The organism is Shewanella sp. WE21 (assembly GCF_002966515.1).
GTDB classification, from domain to species: Bacteria; Pseudomonadota; Gammaproteobacteria; order Enterobacterales; family Shewanellaceae; genus Shewanella; species Shewanella oncorhynchi.
The window spans coordinates 2,952,257-2,971,783 of sequence record NZ_CP023019.1 but is presented as its reverse complement, the minus strand read 5'-3'; the positions used below and the strand labels follow the sequence as shown (position 1 = coordinate 2,971,783).

The 19,527-nt window shown below is 47.2% G+C and carries 12 protein-coding genes; 9 read left to right on the top strand and 3 right to left on the bottom strand.

All coding sequences use genetic code 11. The features are described 5' to 3' along the window. The first annotated feature begins 664 nt into the window (after positions 1–664). The 3 genes from CKQ84_RS12950 to CKQ84_RS12940 are packed head-to-tail and all read left to right on the top strand — an operon-like array spanning position 665 to position 5,381. Complete coding sequence (locus CKQ84_RS12950) at positions 665–3,562, top strand: xanthine dehydrogenase family protein molybdopterin-binding subunit (RefSeq protein WP_105251606.1); 2,898 nt, start codon at positions 665–667, stop codon at positions 3,560–3,562. Next, a complete protein-coding gene (locus CKQ84_RS12945; protein ID WP_006082848.1) occupies positions 3,559–4,092 on the top strand; it encodes a (2Fe-2S)-binding protein in 534 nt (177 codons plus the stop codon). Before CKQ84_RS12950 ends, CKQ84_RS12945 begins: the two co-directional genes overlap by 4 nt. Further along, positions 4,092–5,381: a cytochrome c gene (locus CKQ84_RS12940; protein WP_105251605.1), complete on the top strand. Its 1,290-nt coding sequence runs from the start codon at positions 4,092–4,094 to the stop codon at positions 5,379–5,381. The genes CKQ84_RS12945 and CKQ84_RS12940 overlap by 1 nt, the downstream gene beginning before the upstream one ends. Positions 5,382–5,571: 190 nt before the next feature. Here the strand turns inward: CKQ84_RS12940 and CKQ84_RS12935 are convergent, their stop codons facing one another. Continuing rightward, positions 5,572–6,573, bottom strand: coding sequence for a dienelactone hydrolase family protein (locus tag CKQ84_RS12935; protein WP_173913183.1), 1,002 nt, complete (start codon positions 6,571–6,573; stop codon positions 5,572–5,574). A 225-nt stretch (positions 6,574–6,798) separates the two neighbouring features. On the opposite strand from CKQ84_RS12935, the gene CKQ84_RS12930 reads away from it, so the two are divergent. The 6 genes from CKQ84_RS12930 to CKQ84_RS12905 all read left to right on the top strand — a co-directional run bounded on the left by CKQ84_RS12930 (position 6,799) and on the right by CKQ84_RS12905 (position 17,205). Continuing rightward, on the top strand, positions 6,799–7,746 hold the full coding sequence (locus tag CKQ84_RS12930) for a LysR family transcriptional regulator (protein WP_105251604.1): 948 nt from the start codon (positions 6,799–6,801) through the stop codon (positions 7,744–7,746). 279 nt (positions 7,747–8,025) lie between these two features. Beyond that, the gene (locus tag CKQ84_RS12925) at positions 8,026–9,234 is read left to right on the top strand and encodes a NupC/NupG family nucleoside CNT transporter (protein ID WP_105251603.1); all 1,209 of its coding nucleotides are present in this window, start codon (positions 8,026–8,028) and stop codon (positions 9,232–9,234) included. Positions 9,235–9,439: 205 nt separating this feature from the next. Beyond that, positions 9,440–11,737, top strand: a complete 2,298-nt coding sequence (locus CKQ84_RS12920) for a hypothetical protein (protein WP_173913182.1) — start codon at positions 9,440–9,442, stop codon at positions 11,735–11,737. Positions 11,738–11,749: 12 nt separating this feature from the next. Further along, on the top strand, positions 11,750–13,492 hold the full coding sequence (locus CKQ84_RS12915; RefSeq protein ID WP_105251602.1) for a toxin-antitoxin system YwqK family antitoxin: 1,743 nt from the start codon (positions 11,750–11,752) through the stop codon (positions 13,490–13,492). Between the two features lie 159 nt (positions 13,493–13,651). Further along, complete coding sequence (locus CKQ84_RS12910; RefSeq protein ID WP_105251601.1) at positions 13,652–15,964, top strand: toxin-antitoxin system YwqK family antitoxin; 2,313 nt, start codon at positions 13,652–13,654, stop codon at positions 15,962–15,964. Positions 15,965–16,107: 143 nt separating this feature from the next. Beyond that, a complete protein-coding gene (locus tag CKQ84_RS12905; RefSeq protein ID WP_025008445.1) occupies positions 16,108–17,205 on the top strand; it encodes a calcium:proton antiporter in 1,098 nt (365 codons plus the stop codon). Positions 17,206–17,234: 29 nt separating this feature from the next. Here CKQ84_RS12905 and CKQ84_RS12900 read toward each other — a convergent pair whose 3' ends face one another. Both CKQ84_RS12900 and pbpG read right to left on the bottom strand, forming a co-directional pair. After that, positions 17,235–18,140 (bottom strand): hypothetical protein, encoded by a 906-nt coding sequence (locus tag CKQ84_RS12900; protein ID WP_254053101.1) that lies wholly within the window; start codon positions 18,138–18,140, stop codon positions 17,235–17,237. A 164-nt stretch (positions 18,141–18,304) separates the two neighbouring features. After that, on the bottom strand, positions 18,305–19,273 hold the full coding sequence (gene pbpG / locus CKQ84_RS12895) for a D-alanyl-D-alanine endopeptidase (RefSeq protein ID WP_105251600.1): 969 nt from the start codon (positions 19,271–19,273) through the stop codon (positions 18,305–18,307). Positions 19,274–19,527 lie beyond the last annotated feature (254 nt).

Below are 19,527 nucleotides of genomic sequence, written 5' to 3'. Positions count from 1 at the left end.
TCACCAAATTTGCAGGAGGAGTTGGGTATCTAAGAAAGAGAAAAGACACATCGTCCTGATGCAAGTGACTCGAATCGCGGGTACGCGATTAAAGCTCATCCTTGTTAAAAACCTAAGATAGCGACATAGAGTACACTTGTCTATAACTTTAGCATTACAAATCAAGTAATTAAGCAAGCACTGATTTAACAATTTTGATATGAATGCATGTGACTAAACCAATCGCCATCAAATAACACTATCTCTTGATCTTGCAGTGGCATGAAGTCTCGCTATGACAGGCGGTCTTGTTTTGGCAAATGGCCATATTTCGACATGCAAATAAGCCCCAATCGAGCGCATTGCCCAAGTGGCTCTGAGCAAAGAGCACTGAGCAAAATTCAGCCATAACGTAACTGAGTTGAATCACAGTACGAACATCACTGCAGAAGCCTGATAACACGGGTTTTACACTCTGATTTAGCTTGGTCAAAACTGCAACGATTAACCGCCTAAATTTGCATTTTCGGCCCTACATGCTAACGTGGCTAATGTAAATTTACATTCAGTGTTTATCAAAGCTATGTCGCAACAATCAATAAAAAGTCGATCGACAACAAGCTTATATCGGGCGATACCATGCAGCGCGGCTGATATTACACGGAAGCACAACTGAGGTTGAGATATGGAACCATCTAATACGTCACGCCGGACCTTTATTAAGCAATGTGTGATTGGCGGGGTTGCCGTATATTCGGCCCCTTTGTTGTGGGAAATGAGTCGCGCTAATGCGGCGATTGTCTCACCTGAACTGGCAGCCCAATGGCAAACTCAGGTTAATGGTCAATCCAAACCTAAGTTTCGTAACGACGGCATAGCGAAAGTCACAGGCCAAAAAGTCTATGGCCGTGATTACCGCGCTATGGACATGGAGGGCTGGCCCAAGCAGCAAGGTTACGCTTTTATACTTCGCGCCGCCGATGCCTCCCATGTTTATCAAGGCTTTTCACTCGACCACCTGCCCGCATCGGCTAAGCCCTATAAAGTGATCACTGCGGCCGATCTGGCCCGTGATAAAATCAAGCTGCCCGATTTTTACGGTGACAATATGTTACTGGCCGAGGGGCAAACCGCAGACTACTTAGGTCATGCGGTGGCGATATTGTTGTTCGACAGTTTCCCCGCCTTTAAGCAAGCTAAGTCCTTGCTGCAATTTGACCAGACCTTACTGCGCTTTGGTGAGCAAACGCCGTTTGTATCGGACTCGAAAGACCCGTACGCCAGCTGGCGCCTTATTCGAGTTGAAGGTGAAAATGGCGCAAGGGAAGATTTATATAGCCCGCTCCACGATGGGCTGTTTTTCCCTAGCGTAAAAGATCGCAAGCCTGAATGGTTAGGTAATCCGAATGCCAAAGGGACAGTGTCTGAGCGCGGGCTTTATTATGCGGGTGAGATAGATAAGCAGATTGCTAGCGCCCAAGCCAATCAACAATGGCAAGTGTTAGAGCGGGAATATCGCACCCAGATCATCGATCCTATGATGATGGAACCCGAAGCCTTTAACGGCTGGTATGATGCGGCTAGCCAAACCTTTCATACTGTGATTACCTCGCAGTCGCCGCAGGACTTTCAAGAGATGGCAGTGCACATGCTGTTATCTAGCCCACTGGCAGGCAAGGTAAAACATCTTGTGGTGCACTCGCCTTATATCGGCGGTGGATTTGGCGCGAAAGACCATTCGATATTTCCTTATTACGGCGTGATCGCGGCCGTTTATGCCAAAGGGCCAATCCGACTCGCCAATGACAGATTCGAGCAATTCCAGTCTGGCCTTAAGCGTCATCCGTTCATCATGAAAAGCCGCTTAGCGGTGGATAAATCGACCTTAAAAATCCAAGCCTTAACTTCACAGATGACAGTCGATGGCGGTGGACGAGTCAACTTTACCCCGTCTGTGACCTCGGTTGGTGCGACAGCGATGCAAAGCATTTACTACACGCCGCGCAACGATATTATCGCCACCGCCTATGCGTCGCGTAATCCAGATGCGGGGTCGATGCGCGGTTATGGCACGCTGCAATCGATGACGGCGATGGAATGCATGATCCACGAGATAGCCGACGAGCTAAAGGTTGATCCCTTTAAACTGCGCGCCGCCAACGTGATGGAGTCTGGCCAGCGTAATACTCAAGGTGCAATTCCTAACGGCACTTTGCGTTACCGCGAAATGCTCGAGATGGCCGAGCAAGCTCCCGTGTGGCAAAACCGCGCGGTGAATAAAAAGGACTATGAGGCCAAACATCCGGGGATGCGTTACGGCGTAGGTTTTGGTATCGCCACTAAAGATTATGGTACGGGCGCAGCAGCGCCAAGTGCGGCGGTTCGCCTAGCTAAAGACGGAAAAATCACCCTAGAAATCGGCTTTATCGAAATGGGCACAGGCACGCAAACCTCCCAAGCCGTGGTGGTCAGCGATGCCCTCGGCAACTTTGCCGATGAAGTAAAACTCGCCGAAGTGGATATTTGGGATGCGATGCAATTAGTGCAAACTGATAATCCTTATATCATTTCGCAGCAACGCCAAGATGAAATGGCGGCTAATCCACGCTGGACGCCCGTTAAAGCCATGGCATCGTCGGCATCTATGTCGGCCTATTATCAAAGCCATGTCAGCCGCATCGCCGCCGATATTATCTATCGTCACGGCCTGTGGCCTGCGGCGGTATCAATTTGGAACGAGTTGTATTTTAACACCCCGATGGGCTCGACTAATTTGCATAACTCACGGGATGGTCGCTGGGTCGATGGCAAGCTAACCGCCTTGGGCTTTCCGCCATTGTCGCTAGATATTCTCGCTAAACGCGCCCACGATATGGGTTTAGTGGTCGGCGTGATGGGCCATGCCTTTAATCGCTGGGCTTGGGCCGAAGCCGATTTCGACATTCTTGGCACTAAAGAGCGTTTAGCACTCGATGCGCTGGCGCTGCAATACGGCGAAGGCAATGCGACGTTTGCGGCCACCTCCGACACGACTATGAGTATCAAAGCGCGCCAAGCCAGCATGAAGTCTAATGGCTATCACTTGATCGATCGTCAAGCCATGAGTTATCCCAAGGCCGAACTGAACAATGCCATGGTGACTTACTACGCCCCCTGCGCCACTTTGGTTGAAGTGGCCGTAAACGAAGGCAATGGCGAAGTCACGCTGCTGAGTTCTCATACTTGGTTAGAAGCGGGCAAAGTGATTGTTAAAGAATTAGTCGAAGGGCAAATTCAAGGTGGTCTTGCGATGGGGATTGGCCATGCACTGCATGAAGGCTTACCGCCATTTGAAGCAGGCGCTGGCAATGGTACCTGGAACCTCAATCGCTATCAGGTGCCGTTAGCGCGGCATGTGGGCGTGTGGGATCAACGTCATACCATATTGCCGCAGTTATCTGATAACGATCCCAGCCGTGGTATCGCCGAAGTGGTGATGATCCCTGTGGTCGCGGCGCTGATTGAAGCCGTGTATCAAGCAACCCATGTCCGCTTTTACGATTTACCTATGACAGCGAAAAAAATTAAGGAGGCCATGGCATGAGCCAGTCTATTAAACTGACCATTAATAACCAAGCCGTAGGCCCGATTGAAGTCGCCGATGGTGTGATGATGATTGAGTTTCTACATGAGTACTTGAACCTCACAGGCACTAAGTTTGGTTGCGGCGCAGGCGTATGCCACGCCTGTACAGTGATCGTCGACGACGAGCAAGGCATGAGCGAAGTGGTGCGTACCTGCATCAATGGCGTCGAGCGTTTTAATGGTAAACGCGTCCGCACTGTCGAAGGTCATGCTAGACAAAACTCCCTTGGCGAAATCACCGCCCTGAGCCCAGTGCAAGAGGCTTTTTTAGAGCACTTTTCGTTTCAATGTGGTTGGTGTACCTCGGGCTTTGTCAACGAATCGACTGCACTGCTTGAGCGATTAGAGCGACAACCTATCGCTAAAGATCAAGTTGAAAAAGTCGTTGAAGATGCCTTGAGTGAACACGTATGCCGCTGTACTGGCTACGTAAAATACTATGCGGCGGTCAAAGATCTGATCCTCAAAACTAAGGGGCTAACCCTGTGATGACATCAGCCAATCTGCGCTATTTCCAGCGCTATTTCCCGCATATTAGTAGGATAAAAAATCTGTTGAGCCACAATCTACTCCTGAGCTTAGGGCTAGGTTTGCTCGCCTGTTCCAGCAGCGTTGCCGATGAAGGTGGCAATACGAATAACGACATCGCACGCGGCGCGTATCTGATGAAGATAGGCGACTGCGTGGCCTGCCATACTGCGGTGGGCGGGCGCGAACTCGCGGGCGGTTTACCGTTCGAAACGCCCTTTGGCGCTGTGTACTCGACCAATATCACCTCAGACAAAGAAACCGGGATTGGCAAATACAGTTACGAGGAGTTTTTTGATGCCATGCACCACGGTGTTGGCGTCAACGGCAACCTCTATCCTGCTATGCCTTACACTTCCTACAGTTTGCTCACGGACGCAGACACTCAGGCGATTTATGCCTATCTGATGAGTACTAAACCTATCAAGCAAGCTAATCGCGACAATGATGTTTACTTTCCGTTTAACCTGCGTTTTGGCCTAAAAGCTTGGAACTTAGTCGCACACGATGCTAAGGAATTTACCCCTAGCAAGGAAAAAAGCGAACATTGGAACCGCGGCAATTACTTAGTCAATGCCCTAGGGCACTGCGGTGAATGCCACACCCCAAGAGACACGCTGTTTGCCATGGAGCAGGACAAGCACTTTGAGGGCGCGATTATCGAAGGGCTAGAGGCATCGGACATTCGCCCCGCCGAGCTTAACAGGCAAAACTGGACCCATGAGGATCTTAAGTCGCTATTTACCGAAGGCTACTCCCGTAAAGGCACCGTCTTTGGCGGCATGTATCCCGTGGTGTATCACAGCTTTAGCCACTTAACCGATGATGATATGCGCGCGGTGAGCAGTTATCTGCTAGATAACGACGATGATCTTAAACCGGATCCGCTCACCTTTAACGGCCATAAACCTGAACTGCCAGGTTATACGCTCTACAAAGGTTACTGCGCCGGTTGTCATGGTCAAAATGGTGAAGGTCGTCCTAATGTCGCCCCTGCGATGGCAGGAAACGCCACCTTAGATAAAGCGAGTCCACACAATATCGTCGCCGTGATACTAAAAGGTATTCAGAGCCAGCATTACAACGCTACCACCAGCTTTTATGCCATGCCGGGATATGCTGATGAGTTAAGCGACGAGCAGATTAAAGACTTAGCCAATTACCTAAGACTCACCTGGAGCACACAAGCTGGTAATCTCGATGTGAAGACCATCCAAAGCTTAAAAGAAGTGATCCTCGAGCACGACTAACCCACATAGATATGTGGGAGATTTAAGATAAAAGCCGCATGGATATGTGGGATATTTAAGATAAAAGCCGACTCTAGCGTCGGCTTTTGCTTGAATGATATAGAGCGCGAGAATCGGTCACTCATCGACTTAATCAAAGTAAGCGAGATCAGAATAAGCGGGATCAGAGTAAGCGGAGCTTCACTCCCACTTAGCCACGCAGTCGAGTATCGAAGAAGGCTAAGCTGCGCGCCCAAGCGAGTTCGGCGGTGGCTTTATCGTATCTGCCAGTGGAGTCGTTATGAAAACCGTGATTAACATTCGGGTAAAGATAAGCAACATAATCGGCTTTGTTGGCTTTTAGCTGGGTTTCGTACTCGGCCCAAGTGTCGTTTACCCGCTGATCGAGCCCAGCAAATTGCAACATAAGTGGCCCCTTTACTCGGCTACGCAGTTCCGCAGCGGCTGGCGTGCCATAGAAAGGTACACCAGCATTAAGCTCATCGGGAATCGTGGCGGCCAGCATATTGACTATATAGCCGCCAAAGCAAAAACCTACGGCACCGAGTTTGCCATTGCTTTGAGGATGGGATTTTAAAAACTGCGCAGCGGCAATAAAGTCTTGCTCGATTTTGGCTCTGTCTAAACTGCTTTGCATAGCGCGGCCCGCATCATCATTACCCGGATAACCACCGAGGGAATAAAGTGCATCGGGGGCGAAGGCGATATAACCCTGCGCGGCTAATCGGCGAGCCACATCTTCGATATAGGGATTAAGGCCACGATTTTCGTGCACCACTAATACCACAGCGGCTTTTTTACTGAGATCTAAGGTTTTCGGCTCACCTGCGGCACTGCCCGCGAGCAATAACTCATCGGGCATGACTAAGTAGCCGCGCCCTTCACCGTAACCATTTGGCGAGGGAAACTTAACATAGCTGGCTTGAATACTGGGATCGTTAAAGGAGACTTGCTCGGCGAGGGCATAGTTCGGCAAGAGTGCGCCCGTGAGCATCGTCATGGTAAAACCTAGCGCCACCAATCCTGCGAGCCGCCCCATAAACTCACGGCGATCGATAATGCCATGGGCATATTCGTCATACCAGTCAAAGGCTTCCTGCGGTATCGGTTGTACTTTCTGGGCATGTATCTGACTTGTTTCTGCTAAGGCTTGCTTGGTTTCTGCTAAGGCTTGCTTGTCTTGTTGTGTCATCGTTATTCCTCCATTGAACAAGCTAACCACAGGTAACACGTCTTCCCTAGCTTGTGGGTGTTAAGATTTAACTCAAGAGTAAAGTAAGAATCGCACTTAGGGCAACTGACTTTAACGTTTGCCGTTTGGTAAGTTTGTTTTGAAATAGCACACGATCGGCACAAACGGCTGTCGGTTAGGGCAAGGCTAGCTTAAAATAGCGATTTAGATTCTAGAGGGCCTAGCGTGATACAACATAGAGCTAGCCAGATGGTGATATTCCACACTCTGGTGACCAGTGGTAGTTTTACCCAAGCGGCGGCCAAGTTAAAAACCTCGACTTCCTATGTCAGCAAGCAGCTTGGCGCACTGGAAGCCGAGCTGAACTTGCTGTTAGTCCAGCGGACCACTCGCACCTTAGTGCTAACCGACGCGGGCCAACAGTTTGCCCATTACTGTGAGCAAGTGTTTGAAGCGACGCAAAATGCCGATGCGATTATGCTAGATGCCCGCGATGACATTAGCGGTACGATTCGTCTCGGTTCCTCCCAGTCCTTCGGCACCTTACACATCATCCCCGCACTGGAAGTGTTGCAGCAAAAATACCCCGAATTGCGATTTGAGCTAAGCCTGTTCGACCATAAAGCCGACATGCTAGAAGAAGGCCTGGATCTGTGGATCACTAACCATGAACAGTTGAACGAAGGTTATATCGCCCAGCACCTTGCCGAGACTAACTTTGTGGTGGTCGCCTCTCCCGATTATTTACTCAAGCATGGCGTGCCTCACCATCCACAGGCGTTAGCGCAACATAATTGCGTTATCTATCAAAGTAAGAGCCGTAATTATGATCGCTGGAGTTTTGCTAAGGATGACCTAGAACAAACCGTGCATGTGGCGGGAAATTACCGTGTCGATTTAGCCGAAGCCGTGCGCAATGCCGTGATTGCAGGGCGCGGCATAGGCTATGTGGCCACGTATTTACTCAGTGATGAGTTTCAAAGCGGAAAACTGATCCAACTCTTACCCGATTGGAAACCACTGCAACAGATGCCCGTCTATGTGGTTTACCCAAGGCGGCGCCATTTACCGACTAAGTACAAGGTGATAATCGAGTGTTTAAAGTCCCATATCGGCCACCCGCCCTACTGGGATAAAAAGCTCAAACCTTGGTTAGGTAAGACAGTCATTTAAGCTGCAGTCACTTAAGCTGCATTTCAAACCTGCACTGACTACGACACCAGCCTAAAGTCGTCTGTAGCGTGATTTCGATTATTGCCACAGGCACAAATATTATTTCCTCTGGGCAACAGTAGCTAAAATAGCTTTTATTCTCCTGCATAAACAGCAACTTAAACTGTTGCTATTTTCGACTGTTTTATCGTAACAGCCCAGTAACGCCCTCGACTTGCCCTTACTGCGACTCGGCCTACAATGCGCGGCTTCTTCCTTAACTCAAAAGAATAACCCCTTATGACCGCGATATTAGGCATGATTAGTATCTTGTTTTTTGCTTGGTTACTGTCAGTGAACCGCAAGAATATTCCCTACCGCACTGTGATTTTAGCCCTAGGCTTACAAATTATATTTGCCCTGTTAGTGCTCTACGTTCCTGCGGGTAAGGCCGTATTGCAGTCTGTTACGGCGGGCGTGTCGAGTGTGATAGCCTATGGCAACGAAGGGATTGGTTTCCTGTTTGGCGATCTCGCCACAGGCAAAGTCGGCTTCGTATTTGCAATCAATGTGTTAGGTATCATCATCTTTTTCTCGGCACTGATTTCGGCCTTATACCATATTGGGTTAATGCCTAAGGTGATCAACATTATTGGTGGTGGTCTGCAGCGTTTACTGGGCACGGGCCGCGCCGAGTCTTTATCTGCCACGGCAAACATCTTCGTCGGCATGATTGAAGCGCCGCTGGTAATTAAACCCTACTTAAAGCACATGAGCGATTCGCAATTCTTCGCGGTCATGAGCTGTGGTTTAGCCTCAGTCGCAGGCGGTACCTTAGTCGGATATGCCGCTTTAGGTGTCGATCTCAACTATTTGATCGCCGCGGCCTTTATGTCCGCACCCGCGGGTCTGTTGATGGCAAAAATCCTCATGCCGCCTAGCGACAATGACAAAAATAGTGCCGATGAAATCACCTCAGTCGAACTGCCACGCGCCACCAATGTGGTTGAAGCCTTAGCCGATGGCGCTATGTCTGGCATGCGGATTTCTGTCGGGATTGGTGCCACTCTACTGGCCTTTGTCAGTGTTATCGCCCTACTGAATGGCATGTTAGGCGCTGTGGGTGAATGGTTCGGTTACCAGTTAAGCTTCGAATTTTTACTCGGTTATCTGTTCGCCCCTATGGCGTGGCTGCTGGGTATTCCTTGGCATGAGGCCATTACTGCAGGCTCACTCATTGGCCAAAAAATCGTAGTGAATGAATTTGTAGCCTTCATCCAGTTAATGAAAGTCGAAGACCAACTGAGCGCCCATTCTCAGGCCGTTGTGACTTTCGCCCTGTGCGGTTTCGCTAATATTTCCACTATGGCAATTTTGATCGGTGGACTGGGTAGCATGGTGCCAGAACGCCGTGAATTTATCGCCCGTAATGGTTTTCGCGCCATTGCCGCTGGCGTATTCGCTAACCTCATGAGTGCGGCCATTGCCAGCGTGATCCTCTCGCTGTAATCCATCAGCTTGGGCTTTTTTAGGCACTCATCTCACCATTGAGTTAGCCACTCTCGCGCAGCAAAACCGCGATCAACACAAACCCAAATCAAGCAAGCTTGGTTTGGGTTTTCTTTTATGCCTCAGATATTTTTTGTGTATAATGTCGCCAGAAAAAGATTAATGAGTTTACATTTCAATAACATGCGTAGCCAAAGGAGTACGAATGGCCATAGTGAAATACAAGGCAGTTAACGCCGCAATCGGTATAACAGCACTAGGCATAGCCTTAGTGCTCGCCGCCTGCGATAACTCAACGTCACCCTCCAATTCAGTTAATACCAACATACCCACAGAGCGTGAATATCAGATTATCTCCACCATAAACCTCAATGATGGCTTTGAAACCCGCAAAGTGCTGCAAGCACGACTGCTGCTGGATTACCAATTACAGAATGCAGAGGGTAAGGCGACCAGCTTAACGACGCCGTTAACCCATAGCGCCCGCTTTTTTCTCCAACCTAACCTATTGCAAATAAGCGACTATGGCTTGCCTATTCCGGTGAGTAATATCGACCCTAAAAGCAAGTCCAATGAAATCGTCCAATTGGTTAAAGACGGCTTTAATGTCGAGTTCAGCAAGGGTGAAGTCCGTCAACTGACGCCCATCGCGAAGGCGGATCAAAAAGAGGTTATCGAGCTATTTGAGCACTGGACTAATCTTAAATCACTGTTTGAACAGGCTCCAACCTTGCCCGTGGCGCTAGAGCCTCGCGTGGGTTATAGCATTAGCGCCCCCATGGACGCACGCCTAACTTGGACGGTTGAGGGAGTGACCGAAGATAAGTTATTTGCGGTAGTACAAGGTGAGAAAGACAACTTTAAGGCCTATGGAAAGTTCGAGCTTAACCGCAAAACCGGTTGGTTAGAGAGCATGGCGTTTTTTCAACAAGAAGTGCAGCAAGGCAGTACTCTCACCCGCCGCATCGCCATGGCGCCCAAGGATAGCCCTTATATTATGAGCATGCTTTGGCATGCCGACGCTCGCTACGATGCGGAGCGTGATATAGATGATCTGCAAAAAGAGCTCTACCCGATTAGCGATGTTCCGCGGGAATATAAAGCCCATGATAAGGACTTTATAAAATCCTTATTAGCTGATCAGCAAGGTATTCTTGATAATATTGGCCCATGGGGCGCTGACACGCCAGAAGTGCTGCAATTGCGCTTTGTGCATAATATGAGCCCGCGATATGTGGTTGCTAATGTGAATTATGAAGACTTAGCCGCCTTTGATGCCAGCGGAAATCCGATAGACATTCACTTCTGGCAGCACAGCAGAGGTGTGGCGATGAATTTCAACCGCTCGATTGAGTCTTCGGTGGATCTTATCGCCACAGGCTGGGACAACACCGCCAATAAACTCAAACAGATAGACCATATCACCGCCAAGCTGACCCTTATCCCCGAAAGCAATAAGATAGTCGAAAAATCGTGGGATGAACTGGTCGCCACTCCCTATACCTTTGGCGATGCGAGCCTCACGATTCAGGTGCTCGACGCCGAGGCAAAGCTATTTAAAGTCGTGACAAAGCAGAGTAAGACTAAAAACATTAACCTTCCTTTTCAGCAATTTAAAGGAAAGATGGCCGAAGCCCGTCGCGATGGTGATTATCCTAAATGGTTAACGGTGACGGATAAGGAACTACTGGGGGAATTAATCGGTGTCGATGATCCTCATCACCTTAGCACCCGCGCCCTGCTACTTAAGCTAGATGAAATCCCTAAAACCGTTGTAATACTGGAGAGCCAGCCACAGCCGGAGTTAAGCCAAACCAAGAACATCCGCTTTGTGACCTTTACCGACTACAACCAAAATCTGGCCAATCCCTTAAGCGAGTTTGGCGATTCGAGCCTCAATAACTTCCTCTATCAAGATCTTGAGCCATCAAACGCCGAAATCAGTGCGATCCAAGGGATAAAACCTGAGACTGAAAATGGCCATAATCTGTATATTCCTATGTCAGCCGCATTAGCGAGTACCTGTAAACCTGAAATAGAACAAGGTTTTAAAGAGGGGAAACACGAAGTCACTTGGCTGTTTGAGCATAATGCCCCAAACGGACCAGCCTATACCCTGATGACGCCCGACCGCGAGCGGCAGTTTTTCTACGATAAACACATCCAAGGAAAAATCCATTGCCAAGGTGATATCAGTTGGCAACCCTTAGAGCAGGCAGCTAACCCACGTCCTTGGTTAATCGATTTACAAGCTTGGCTAACAAAAACCGATTATGGTGACGAGCCGAGTAAAGATCTTAAGAACTACTTTAAAGTCGAGGATGCCCAAGGCAAATCCCTAACGATTCGACTGCCCGAAACCACCGAACTGCGGATTAAAGAGGCGCTGGTCGATGGCCGCTATTTGAGTGTGGAGGGCCCTGCAGCGAAGGTGAGTTATATGACGCTCTCTCAAAACCCCGTAGACATCCCCTATGAATTCACCTTTAAACCTTTGCCATAAAAAGGAGCGGTTATGCGTCTATTTACAGTAAAACTGCTCCTTGGAGCACTGATACTTATTTGTATCACTATCAGTGCCAGTGCCAATGCACAAAAGGTGTTACTCGATGCCCATTGGAAGGTTGTCAAAGATGAAAAACAGGCTCAATACTATCTAAAAAAATCGACCGAAGTTATCGACGGAAATTATAAGGCTGAAGTTTATTACAAAAATAACGATATGCTTTTCTGCGCCAGTGCCCTCGCCGATAACAATATCGGTAAAACACTCGCGAGCGAACAATTTCGCGGTGCTTATCAATGCTACTTTGAGGATGGCAAGCCCTACGAACAAGGCTTTCGCAACGAGCAAGGTCAACTTCATGGCCTGCTCAAAAAATATATCGCCACGGGTCAATTGTATGTTGAATCGCACTATGAAAATGGCGTTAAACAAGGCCTTGAAACGGGTTACTGGGAAGGTGGGAAGATCCGGTACAAAGCGACCTATAAAGATGGCAAAGAGGTCGGTATAAGCGAGCTTTTTGATAGCGAGGGCAAGCTTAGGGGCAAGGTCTGTAATAGTGGTACTTGTGTTACCCAGTACTATGACAATGGCAACTTACACGTCGAAATCCCTATGGTGGATGGGCTTACACATGGCAACGAGACCAATTGGGGCTTTGGTAAAATCATTTCGACCCAAGCTTATGTCAAAGGTAAGAAACACGGGGATTACTTCGAATATTTCGACGATGGCAAGGTAAAGCGCCACTACCGCTACCACAATGATTATAAAGTCGGTGAACAACTGGATTACTTTAAAAATGGCCAGATAGCCCAAAAGGAAATCATAGAGGCGCCATGGAATGTGAAGTTATCGATTAAATACAATGAAAAGGGCGAAATGCTCAGTTCAACCGAAGAAAAACACCAAGACAACAACTGGGTTTACCGTAAGCATCAACGCTTTAGTGAAGGTCAACTTACCTCTAACATAGAAGAAGACAAGCTTAAAAAATGGGTCCTCAACGAAATATTTGAGCAAGGTGAGTTAATTAGCCGCAGCGAGCATATCGATAACCAATTGACAGGTTTATATCTGCAAACCTTAAACCGAACTCAAACCTTAAAAGTCATTACCCGGGAATATTTTAAAGAGGGCAAGCGCGAAGGCCCCTACGAAATGCTGAAAATTAACCATGAGACAGGGGAGCAGTGGGTGGCCGAGCGCGGCCAATATGCCAATGACAAGCCCGTTGGCGCTTGGAAGAAACAACAAGAAGATGCCACCCTCACCTTTAGCTATGATGCCCAAGGCGAGCTCGATGGTGAGTTCCGTAATGAGACAAGTTCTGGGCAATTGCTTGAATTAATCAACTTTAACCATGGCAAACCCGAAGGATTAGTACAACGCTACGCCACGAACGGCCAATTGTATGAAAAGGGCGAATACCGCAATGGGCAGCAGGATGGCGACTGGGTGTACACCCATGGCGAGTTCGGTTTTAACCCAAGGCCAAATCCTGAGAGACACTATTGGTACGGACGCTTCGACCAAGGTAAACAAGTCGGCCACTGGGAACTGCGTAATACCGAAGACTATGTGCTTGAAATAGCGAATTATGACGAGCAGGGCAGGCTTCATGGTAAACAATACGAATTTAGGGATAATGGCTGGATAGAAGTGATCAATAGCTTCCATCATGGCGAGTTTTTAAATCGGGAAATACCGCCGCCGGTGATTACCTCGGACCATGTTTTCCCTATTTTTTAGCCTAAGCATATTCGCTTAATCGATTAACTTAACCCTTGGCGCTGTGCACTGTATATAAGTGCACAGCCCGATAAATAAACTCAACAGCAAAAAATTAGGATTCTTGTATAGGCTGCAAACCGCGCGGCCTTAAGACCCAGAACAGAGCAAGGAATCAGCATGTTCAATAAGCCATTTCGCTTTATCAGCCTCGCGATTGCGGGAGCCAGCTTAACCAGTGTCCATGTACAAGCAGCGCAAAATCTCTCCTCAATGATGGTCGAAATCCGCCAACAGGACGGAATTCCCAGCTATTACAATCTCGCCACTGGCATGCCCTTAAATGGCGATATCGCAATAGTGCGCGATAACCAAGGCTATACCTTAGGGCAGTTTTCCGAGGGGATCCCTAATGGTAAATGGCAAGTATTTCATACCAATAACAGCAAGCTAGTCGAAGGAAACTATCAGCAGGGTTATCAAGATGGCACTTGGCATATGTTCGATTTGAGCGGCGCAGTTACTGAGGAACAGCAATTTGCCAAAGGCGTGCCCACGGGCGAATGGAAGGAATACAACAGCAGCGGCCATCTCAGCCAAACGACGCGCTATCAAGACGGTAAAAAGGAGCAAGTAAAACGTTTCTATGCCAGTGGCAAACTGCAAGCCCAAGAAAGTTACCTCGATAACCTGCGCCACGGGAAATGGGAAAGTTTCTATGAAAACGGTACCTTGTCCCAAAGCCAGAGCTATGCGAACAACCAACTCTCAGGTTCTTATTTAGAACAAAATCCCAATGGACAGGCCACAGTGACGGGCCGCTTCGATGCCGAAGGCCGTCGCCAAGGAACATGGGAAACCTTTTTCGATGACGGGACTAAATCGAGCAGCAGCCAGTTTAATCTCAATCTGCTCGAGGGTGAAGAACGGACATTTTACCCCAATGGTGAACTCGCCAGCCGCTGCCAATATAGCGCTGGGCAACGCCAAGGGAAATGCCAGCAATTTAATGATGCAGGTAAATTACAAGTTGAAGAACAGTATGTTAATGGTGCATTAGACGGGCCACAGCAATATTTTAATGCCGAGGGCATTCTCACTAGTGCTCTCAACTATAAACAGGATCAACTCGCCGGTACGCAAAAATATTTCCACAACAACGGCCAACGTAAAGAATTACGTAACTACCAAGACTCAAAGCTGGCTGACAATGGCCAATATCCGCTTCATGGACCATCGGAGCGTTATGATACCGAAGGCAATTTGCTCGAAAAAAGCCACTACGACATGGGAATTAAGGATGGCCAATTTGAGCGCTATCACGCTGGCAAGCTGCAATCCTCCGAGCAATGGCGACAAGGGCAGCGTCACGGTGAATCACGCCGTTACCACAACAATGGCAAGCTGCGGACGCTAGATCAATACGTTGAAGGTAAACCAACAGGGAAATCAGAAACCTATTTTGACGACGGCACAGTGAGTGAGCGCGGCGAACGTATCGATGGCCAATGGGTCGGAAAATATGAGTCATTTTACGATAACGGTAAACCTCGGGAAGTATCTCACTACGCACGGGATAAAAAAGACAATGCCAGTCGTTACCCTCTTGATGGCCATTTCGCCCGCTGGTATGCCAATAGTGATCCCAATGAAGAAGGCACATATCAAAGCGGCAATAAAGAAGGCCTATGGATACAGTACAGCGAAGGCCTGAAACAACGGGAGCAAACCTTCGCCAATGGCAAACTTAATGGTAACTATACAGAGTATTACCACGGACGCCGCCGTGTGACAGGGGAGTATCTGGACGACCAAAAAACCGGTCTATGGACAGATTATCGCTACGAAGAAAAAGACCCTACCTATGGCACAATCCCCGAGGGGAATATCCAGCAAAAAAGCCATTGGCAGGAAAACAAGCGCCACGGAATTAAGGAGTTTTACAGCTTTAAGCAAGTGGTTTACCGCTCAGAAACCTATGATAAAAATGATAAAACTGGCCCGTATGCCGAGTACTATCCCAACAATGGCCAGCTAAAACTCAGCGGCGCTATGGATAAAGGTAATCAAACTGGATTGTGGGAAAGCTGGTTTGAGGATGGGATGCAAGCTGCTAGCACTGAGTTTTTAGAGGGTCAAAGCCATGGCCAAACGAAAGAATATTACAGTAACGGCCAACTCAAATTAGAGGCAATTTATGCTAAGGGGTCGCTTGATGGTCAAGTTAAGCAATATCACCAGAACGGTAAGCCAGAACTCGTTGAAACTTGGGTGAAAGGCCAAAAAGAAGGCGATGCCACCTATTACCACAACAATGGCAAGTTAGCCGAACAAGGCACTTATCTTAGGGATCGCAGGGAAGGTCTATGGCAAAGTTTTTGGCCTAATGGTGAAAAACGCACTGAAGGCAGTTATCTCAGCGATCGAGAATCAGGGGATTGGAATCATTATGATCAACTCGGCAAGCTGATTAAAACAGAACACCATGGCTAGCTTAAAAATGGGGTTTTAGATTAAAAAGCGATCTAGTTCAAACATTTATCCTTAACTCCAAATCTAAAGGAAGTTTCATGCAAAGTGTGCCATAACCAGTGTCTATACTAACGGCCTTTTTTTTCGTTTAGGACAAATTGCCTATGAAGACATTTATGAAAGACGAGTTAGCCCTGCTACTGGGAATACTGACCTTAGTATTCTTTAAAACCGGTGGCGATAGCTTACTCGCCGATGGCACCGCCCTCTCGACCTATATTCCCGTTTCGCTCGCCCTATTGGGTGTAGTGACTTGGGCTATTTTCTCTGTGGTACGCCACTCAGATGCACTAGCGATTAAGCTTGGCGATCCCTATGGCACCTTAATCTTAACTTTATCGGTCATTTCACTCGAAGTGGTGATGATCTCCTCCGTGATGCTGACCGGAGAACCTAACCCTGTCATGGCGCGCGACACTATGTTCGCCGTAGTCATGTTGATCATCAATGGCTTAGTGGGCTTTACATTATTACTTGGCGGCTGGCGTTACCATACCCAGCATTTCAATTTAGATGGCGTAAAATCCTATCTCGTGGCGATTATTCCCCTCGCCCTACTCTGTTTAGTACTGCCCAATTTTACCGAAGGTGGCACTATTGGCGGCATGTCTAAAGCCATGTCTTGGATGCTGATCATTATTTCGATACTGCTCTATGGCGTCTTTTTAGTGGTACAGACGAAGAGCCACAGCCATTTCTTTGTCGATGCCGATCATGAAGACCATGAGGAACACCACGGCATACTGCGCAGTAATGCTTACCATACGATTCTATTAATTGGCTACTTACTTGTGGTCATTTTGCTGGCAAAAACCTTAGCTATGCCCATCAATTACAGCGTAGCAACCCTAGGTGCTCCACAGGCATTAGGGGGCTTTATTGTGGCCTGCTTGATTTTATCCCCCGAAGCTGTGGGAGGCTTTAAGGCCGCGTTAAACAATCAATTACAGCGGGCGATGAATCTGTATTTTGGCTCAGTGCTCGCGACGATTGCACTCACAGTCCCTGCGGTATTAATTATTGGCAGCGTGATAGATCAAGAAGTCCATTTAGGCCTGTCACCCGCCGACATGGTGCTGTTAATCACCAGTTTAATGGTCTGTAAGGTAAGCTTTAGTAGCGGTCGCACCAATGCATTGCATGGCGCGACTCATATAGTGTTGTTTATCGTTTACTTGTTCTTAATGTTTGAACATGCCTAAACTTGATTAAATCCAAGGCCGAGCGTGATTTATTTGCGTCTCGGCTTTACGCTTTTCTCATCCAGATTGACCCGCAGTAAGAGTACAAACCAGACTAAAGTGCCAACAATAAACCAGATAAAAATCCACACTAACTTATGGCCATTACGAGCCTCAAATGGCTCAAATTTGGGCATAAAAATCGTTTGATGTTCAGCTTGATAAAGCGGACTTTTTTGTGCGGCGCTGAGCAACTCTGAACGAAGAGAGGATGGGGCTAATCGTTCAAGGTAAACAAAACTCTGAGGGTCCAACTCATTGAACTCATTTAGGGATTTAGCCAAAAACGCTTTGAATTGCGCTTCTTTCTCATTGGGTTCAAGTCGATTACTGATCTCCTGCTGATAAACTTTACCATACCAAGCGAGGGCCTTAGCATGCCAACTGTCTGCACGCTCTGCAAAAATCGGCATAGCGATATACAGTGCCATATTTAAGTGACTACTATGTTTACCTGTAACCTCTAGGCTTCGCTGCAAACCAATTTGCGTCTTATCAATATAAGATTGCTGCAACTGATAATACTGAGTATTTTCATGGAGATATAATTCTTGTATCGATGCTAATTGCGTTAACTTCCCCGTGGTAGTCTTGAGATATTCCTGCGCAACGATGCAAGGAACAGCCATTAATTGCACCGCGATCAATAAATAGAAAAAGCGCGAATTATCTTTAACAAACTTGAGTCGTTTTAGCCTAGGCCTGATATAAATGATCGACAATAACCAAGACAGTATCTGCGGCAGCCACAAATTAACGATATCTTCATCTAGGCTAAAAAACTCAAGGTTAACCAACAACAGCCAATGGACAAAACTGTAACCAGAAACAAATAACAGGCTGAGAAATAAGAAGGGAAAATAGATAAGTTGAATTTTTTTTAAAAATACATCCACACGAATGTCATCCTTGAGAACATAAAATAACGACTATGGTACGCTCAAATCCATCATAAATTTACCAAAATTGAGTAGAAACTCAAAGCGTTAAAACATAAAGGCCAGATTGATTGCTCATCTGGCCTTTATGTTTGTACTTTTATAAAGCTGCAACCGAGAAACTAGGTCTCACTCAACTTAGCTAATTGCTGCTGGCTACGTTGTTTCTTGTATTGCTTAGCTTCAGCAGGAATAGGAGTGACTTTGCCAGTCTCTAACCAGTTACGTAAACGGTTAGCATCCGCAATATGAGTATATTTGCCGTAAGCATCGAGCACGACAAATGCCACTTGGCGTTTTGCCATTTCAGTACGCATCACAAGGCAGTGCCCTGCTGCATTCGTAAAGCCTGTTTTGGTTAGATGAATATCCCAGTTATCTTTATAAACCAAACGATTGGTATTACGAAAATCTAAACTGTATCTTGGGTTGGCAAAGGTAACCGTCTTCTTCTCGGTCGAACTCAGCTGGCCTAGCATAGGATACTTTTCACTGGCCTTAAGTAATACAATCAGATCACTGGCACTCGAAACGTTTTTATAGGATAAACCTGTAGGTTCAACATAGCGGGTATTTTTCATTCCCAGCGCTTTTGCTTTGGCATTCATCGCCTTAATAAAAGCTTTATGACCACCGGGATAATGATGTGCAAGACTTGCAGCTGCACGGTTTTCTGATGACATTAAGGTCAGTAATAACATTTCTTTACGGCTGATTTCACTGCCGATACGAACTCGAGAATAAACACCTTTCATTTCTTTGGTATCACGGATGTTTACCGCAAGCTTTTGCTCCATAGGTAACTTTGCATCCAGCACCACCATAGCTGTCATCAACTTAGTGACAGATGCAATTGACATTACTGCATTAGGATTATTGGAATAAAGCACTTCATTGGTTTTTAAGTCCACGACTATCGCACTACGTCCTGCAATTTCTTGCTTTAATGGTGCTTGCTTCGTTTTTGCTGTCGATTGAGTTTTGGTGCTTTTATATGCGACAGAGGCCGAATCGGCTGAATGCGCTGTCGTGGCAACGGTGAGACTGCTGCACGCAAGAATAAAACTACTGAGCAGAAAACGGATCTTCATATAGATTTCACTGAATAGATAAGGGATCGATTGTGCTATGGCACAGGTTTTGGCTAAGTATAGGAGTTCTACAGTGAAAGAAATAGAATGCAATTAGACTTTTATCAGTAAGATCAGCACTTTCTTCTCAATTTTTTTATGTAAAACCAGCTTAACCTGTCACCAATCCAGAGCAATAAAGCATCTAGGCCTAGTCCATTCAATTACAGTAGAGACAAAATCTTAGAAAGAGGCTTTTTTCAGTAGAATAATTT